Raw genomic sequence first — 5847 nt, 5'->3', positions numbered from 1 at the left:
GTTGGTGTTGGTGTTGGTGTTGGTGTTGGTGTTGGTGTTGGTGTTGGTGTTGGTGTTGGTGTTGGTGTTGGTGTTGGTGTTGGTGTTGGTGTTGGTGTTGGTGTTGGTGTTGGCGTTGGTGTTGGCGTTGGTGTTGGCGTTGGTGTTGGCGTTGGCGTTGGCGTTGGCGTTGGCGTTGGCGTTGGCGTTGGTGTCGGCGTTGGTGTCGGCGTTGGTGTCGGCGTTGGTGTCGGCGTCGGCGTCGGTGTCGGTGTCGGTGTTGGCGTCGGTGTTGGTGTTGGTGTCGGTGTCGGTGTCGGTGTTGGCGTCGGCACTGCGACCGCAGGAATCCAGCATGACTTCGTCACGCCAAAGTCCGGATCTGTCCCAAACGAAGCGTTATTGCACACCACCCCATTGGTGAACGTCCTGGTCACATTGTTCGCTGTCGTGCTGCCGCCGTAGAGCACAGGTTTCGTTCCCGTGAACGAACACACGCCATTCTCGGACGCGCATTTGGTCCATGTGCTTACAGGTGTAGATGATGTCGAAGTCGGCGCGGCCGCCCCGCTATACCAGCAACTCTTTGCGTAACCGTATGCCGGATCGGTGGCGGATACCACGCCGTTGGTGCACTGAACCCCGTTTGTGAACGGTCCGTTGATGTCGTACATCAACGATGGACTGGTCGTCCCGAACACAACCATCGCCGTACCCGTGAACGAGCAACGCTGATTCTCAGCCGCGCAGTAGGTATAGGTGGTGCCATTGATGGTCAGGTTGGTCTGTGCATGTGTAGTACTGCAGATGACCCCTACCATGGGAACAAGGAGCGAAGCGAGGCGTTTCATTTCCGTTACTCCTGCTTTTGAATATTGCAAGAACGGGTTCGAGCTACGATCAACCCCGGAAACGACACCCAAACAAGGCTCTTCGGGAATGCGGCTTGCTACGTATGGGCGCGTCCTGTAGTTAAGTCGATTTCATCCGGCATAAACGGACATTCAACAGTGCATTTCGGAATCAGTGCAAGCGCAACGGGAACTGTGGCGATCAGCCCTGCAGGACTCGGGCCAGCGCTCTAAACAGGCTGGTTTTGCGCTGTTGCCCGGTTGACGGCGTCAGGAATATGTCATGGCCGCAATCGGTGCACTAGCAACGATCGGGATGATGTGGGTGCAGCAAAGGGAAAGCGCCGATATGGCGAACTCTCGTGCGCAAGAGGGGGAGTGGACAGTGGTGCGCCGTCTGCCCAGCACGGCCACATCACGGCCACACCACTGCCCCTCTGAGAAACGCATCGCATTGAGCGGCAAAAAACCGCCTCAGGAATTCCCCTCAGCCGGGGCGATTCGCACACCCTTGAATTCCCCAGCCATTGGCGGCGCCCCGCACTCGCGCAACAGCGAGCGCAGTTCGAGAATCACAGGGAACACCTCGTGGTTCCAGTCGCCCCCCTGGCGGTCGTGCGCTTCCTGTTCCCGTTCGACAATCCAGCGGTCTTCCTTGAAGATGCGTTCGGTAAACCAGACCAGCAGAGGCCATGCAACGTCCAGCACCAGCGGAATGCCCGGCCGACGGATCGACAGCAGGCCAAAGGTGCGATTCGTGCGTTGCTCGCGATCGAGCGGCACGTAGACGATCCAGAGATCCATCACGAGCGTGGAATCCGTGGTGCGGATCTGCAGCGTCTGGTACGGATACTCGGTGCGGATCGTCATGACGTCCTTATCCGCGCCTTGCGTACCTTTACGGCTTTGACCGAACACCAGCGCCTCGCCGATGGGCTGCTCGCCCGACATGCGTGCAAACGTGTAGTCCACCTCGACCCAGCCTTCGCCGCGCCGCCGTCCAACCGAACGCGCGCGCATCTGCCCCATCTGCTTGCGGTGCAGAAACTGATGGTTCATGTCCATCAGGTTCTCGTGCATGAACGAGTAATGGCACTTCACTTCACGACCGAAGCGGCGCGTCTTGTACGCTTTATCTGAGGCCGACGAGAGCGTCGGCAAGGGCCGTTCGGTGGCCAGCGCCGGATTGCCCGGAAACACGAAGATCAACCCCTCTACCTCGCGGCACGGATACGAGCGCACGCCGTTTGGCAAACGCTCGCGGCCCAGGTAGGGAATGTCGATGCAGCGGCCTGTGCAGTCGTAGGTCCAGCCGTGATAACAGCAGCGGATCGATTCGCCCTCCACCACTCCGCCATGCAATGGCACCTGTCGATGCGCGCAACGGTCCTCGAGCGCGAACACCGCGCCCGACTCGGTGCGGACCAGCACGATCGGATCCCCGGCAAACTGCACCCCGTGCGCCTTGCCGCGCTTGACTTCGCGCGACCACGCCAGCGGATACCAATGATCTGGATGGGCCGGGACACGCCGCAAATCCCGCACGGGCGCTTCGGCGGGCGCATCAAGTGTGTCGGGTGTGTCAGGTGTGTCTGTATCGACGGTGCTGCAATCCAGCGGAGGAACTACATGCATGGGCGACGCCTCCTTGCACTTCGAAACCTGGGTGGGCCCGCAACATGGGCAGGAAGATAGCTAAGGAAGCCAGTCTACTAGAACAGACGCAATTGATGTTTTTGCCAGGGCACGCTTTTTTCCGCCCCCCTTGGGGGCGACGCTGCGCTACGGGGCCGAAACCCGGGAAAAGCGGGAGGGGAATGAGCGGTGATGGGAACGTGGCGAGGAAAACCCGGGTAGGCTAGCCTTCGTCGTGGGCCACGAGGCCGGAACGGCGCTGCACGCCCCAGGCGCGGCCGCCACGCAGAAAATGCAGCCAACCCATCAGCGCACCGGTATGGCGAACCAGCTGGAACGTGAACGGCTCTGCGATGGCGGCGGCCATGGCCATCCACAGGCTCGACCCGACGAACTGGCCGGTCCAGCGGCGGTACAGATGGATGCACCACAAGTAGTACACGAGGTCGATGGCGGTCTTCAGGCCGATCACGCCGAAGATCGACAGCACGATTCCGCCGTGGCCGCCGAACAGAAACACCAGCAACAGCGCGAAGGCCGTCAGCCCGTAGATGGGCTGCATCGTGTCGATCGCCTTGACCGGCAGCATGACCATGCCGAGCGTGCCATAACGCGGGTTGCCCGTCATGTCGCGATTCCAGTACTGGGTTTGCAGGAAGCCCGCAAACCAGCGACGCCGCTGCCGCAGGAAACTGCCGAGGGTGCCGGGGGCATCGGTGCGCCCTTGTGCATCACCCACCACGCGCACGTCCCAGCCGAGGCCGTTGTCTACTGAATAGCGCCGCAGCCGATGGATCAGTTCATAGTCCTCCACCAGGCACTGCGGGTCGAAGCCGCCCACTGCGACCAGCGCATCGCGCCGAAAGGACGCAAATGCGCCGGAGATCAATAACAGGCTGTCGGCGCGCATCCACGCAAAGCGCGCGACGAAGTTGCGCATGTACTCGTAGGTCTGAAACCACTGGAAAACCCGGCCCGAGACGCTTTTGCCGCAAACCGGCACGAGGATGCCGGCTGCCGCCACCAGTTTCGGCTCGCTGGCGAACGCGGCGCGCATCGCATAGGTGGCGTCGTCGTCCAGCAGCGTGTCGGCGTCGACGGTCATTACGGTATCCGTCGTCATTTCCATGATCGCGGCATTCAGCGCCTTGGCCTTGCCGCCATGCGGTACGCGCAGCCAGTAAAGGTTCGGGTGCTGCAAACTCGCGGCGCTCAGCACGCCTTCCGGCGCTTGCGTCAGCCCGAAGCGCTCGGTAAGCAGGGCCGTGGTCTGGTCGGTGGAACCGTCATCGGCAATCACGATTTGCGCCGGCCCGTGGATTTGCCGCAGCAGCGCCGCGAGTGTCACCGGCAGCACGGCCGCTTCGTTGTGCGAGGCAACGATCACCCCCATGCTGGGCAAACTGCGCTGTTCCGAGTCCGGATCGAGCGGCGTTAGTGGCCGCATCAACGGCAACGTCTTGATCGTGACGAAGACGAGCAGCAAGGTGTCGTACACGATGTAAGCAATGCCGGTCGACCACGCCACCACCCCTTGCAGAAAGAACGCCCGCGCGAATAGCAGCAGCCAGAGCACAACGACGCTCAGATGGATCAGCGTGCTTAACAATGTCGTGCGGCGCGGCACAATACGAGGCGAGGCGAGCGCCAGGGCCTGTTCCAGAGTTCTGTTCAAAATGGCTGCTGAATCCGTGTGTACCGCGTTATGAAAAATGGAACCTGTGTGCCGCTCAGTCGCTCTCCGTACGGTGCAACCGTACGGCGCCGCCTCAAGGAATCATGCGCTTGAGCACTGACTTCCGATCGATCCACTCGTGTTTCAATGCACCGCCCACATGCATCGCCAGCAGCGCGTACAACCCGTAGCCAAGCCACGTATGCAGCGCGCCGAAACGGTTATGCAAGCTTTCCTTGAGCGTCGGATCGAGGTTCATCACGTAGCCGATACGCGGCCAGGGGAACAGATCGAATAGACGCATCGGATGGGTGGCCGCGTCCTTCCATGCCGAATCGTGCAACCAGCCGGACAGCGGCAGGCCGATCATCAGCAGGTACAGCAGGAAATGCGCAACGTGGGCGGCGGTGCGCTCCCATGAGGGAAACTCGGCCGGCAACGCCGGCGGGCGATGCGATACACGCCACAGAATGCGCAGCAGTACGAGACCGAGCACAGTAATGCCAATCGACTTGTGCGTGTCGATAACCGGACGCACCCAGTCATCGGGCAGCGAGTCGGCGCTTAGCCCCAACACCACGTTGCAGATGATCAGGATCGCGATAATCCAGTGCAGCGCCATCGCCGTGCGCGTATAGCGCGACGACGCCAGCGTGCTGGCCGAATCGGAAAGCGGGGTATTGGCCCGGGTGCTCATCGGTAAGTCCGTCCGAAATTAGACGCGTCAGAGGACGCGCGAAAGCTGTTTGAAATAAACCGGCCTGATTCACCGCCCGATGGTGAATCACCGGAACTATCATGCGTGGGACTAGAGTAAGGCGCTGAAGCGCCTACTCTGGCAGACAGGGACAAAGGTCCGTGCGCTGCGCAACGGCTGCTATCTGGATAACGTTGCGGAGCAACGAATTATTCCGCATCGGCTTCATTCATGGATTTCCAATTGTTTCGGTATCGCCGCCGTGCGCGCCACGACCGCACGCCATCGTCCAAACCCGCAATCTTCCTACGAAAATGCCTGGAGCGTCGATCACCTGTACACGACTACCGCCTCGACCCATCATTGACATGCACCAACACACGATGCCGGTCATGCAGATTTCAGCGGTTTACATGCCGGTGTGCGTGGCATAATCTGCGCCATTCATCGCTTCCTCTCGTGCCCCGCGCGCAGCATGCTTCGTCTTCGCCTCCAGAAAATCGGCAGCTGGTTGGGATTGCTAGCAATCCTGATGAGCACGCTTGCGCCGACGGTCTCACAGGCGCTTGCCGCACACGACAGGCTCGGCCAGGCACTGGCGACCTACTGTTCCGCTGAACCGGACAACAGTCCGGCCGCGCACGACGGCAAGTCACCCCACTCTCCTGTGTTCCATTGGCAAGCTTGCGCCTATTGCGGCATGCTTGCTCACGCTCCGGTTTTGCCGGGCACGGCGACAGTATTTGCCGCTGCAGTTTCGGTTGTGCGCGCACCCATCGTGACCACGCGCGTCGCCATCCATGTCCCCCTCGTCTACACCGCGGCCCAGCCGCGTGCGCCACCGGTTTTCTCCTGAGTCGATCTGTACCTGAACAGAATCCGTGCTGCACGAGCAGCTACGGAGTGTCGCCGCACCTACTCGCGGCGCCGCCTCAAGACAATTGGAGAACAATTCAATCATGCGTACGCTTTTCAAGCGGCACGTCGCGCCCGCGCGCGCCGCCCTGGCC

Annotated in this window: 5 protein-coding genes; 1 reads left to right on the top strand and 4 read right to left on the bottom strand. The window is 61.1% G+C overall.

From position 1 onward, the window contains the following. The 4 genes from WCA85_RS21360 to WCA85_RS21345 form a co-directional block, all read right to left on the bottom strand. Nucleotides 1-336: hypothetical protein (locus tag WCA85_RS21360; RefSeq protein WP_424066863.1), on the bottom strand; the 336-nt coding region annotated here is incomplete at its 3' end. Nucleotides 337-1304: 968 nt separating this feature from the next. Next, the gene (locus WCA85_RS21355; RefSeq protein ID WP_424066862.1) at nt 1305-2465 is read right to left on the bottom strand and encodes a Rieske 2Fe-2S domain-containing protein; all 1161 of its coding nucleotides are present in this window, start codon (nt 2463-2465) and stop codon (nt 1305-1307) included. 223 nt (nt 2466-2688) lie between these two features. After that, the gene (locus tag WCA85_RS21350) at nt 2689-4140 is read right to left on the bottom strand and encodes a glycosyltransferase family 2 protein (protein WP_424066861.1); all 1452 of its coding nucleotides are present in this window, start codon (nt 4138-4140) and stop codon (nt 2689-2691) included. Nucleotides 4141-4234: 94 nt separating this feature from the next. Further along, nucleotides 4235-4837, bottom strand: coding sequence for a cytochrome b (locus WCA85_RS21345; RefSeq protein WP_424066860.1), 603 nt, complete (start codon nt 4835-4837; stop codon nt 4235-4237). Between the two features lie 475 nt (nt 4838-5312). On the opposite strand from WCA85_RS21345, the gene WCA85_RS21340 reads away from it, so the two are divergent. Continuing rightward, nucleotides 5313-5693, top strand: coding sequence for a DUF2946 domain-containing protein (locus WCA85_RS21340; protein ID WP_424066859.1), 381 nt, complete (start codon nt 5313-5315; stop codon nt 5691-5693). The last annotated feature ends 154 nt before the right edge of the window (nt 5694-5847 follow it).

The organism is Paraburkholderia sp., assembly GCF_049581445.1.
Lineage (GTDB): Bacteria > Pseudomonadota > Gammaproteobacteria > Burkholderiales > Burkholderiaceae > Paraburkholderia.
The sequence above is the reverse complement of the archived record's forward strand: the minus strand, read 5'-3'. Positions and strand labels throughout refer to the sequence as shown.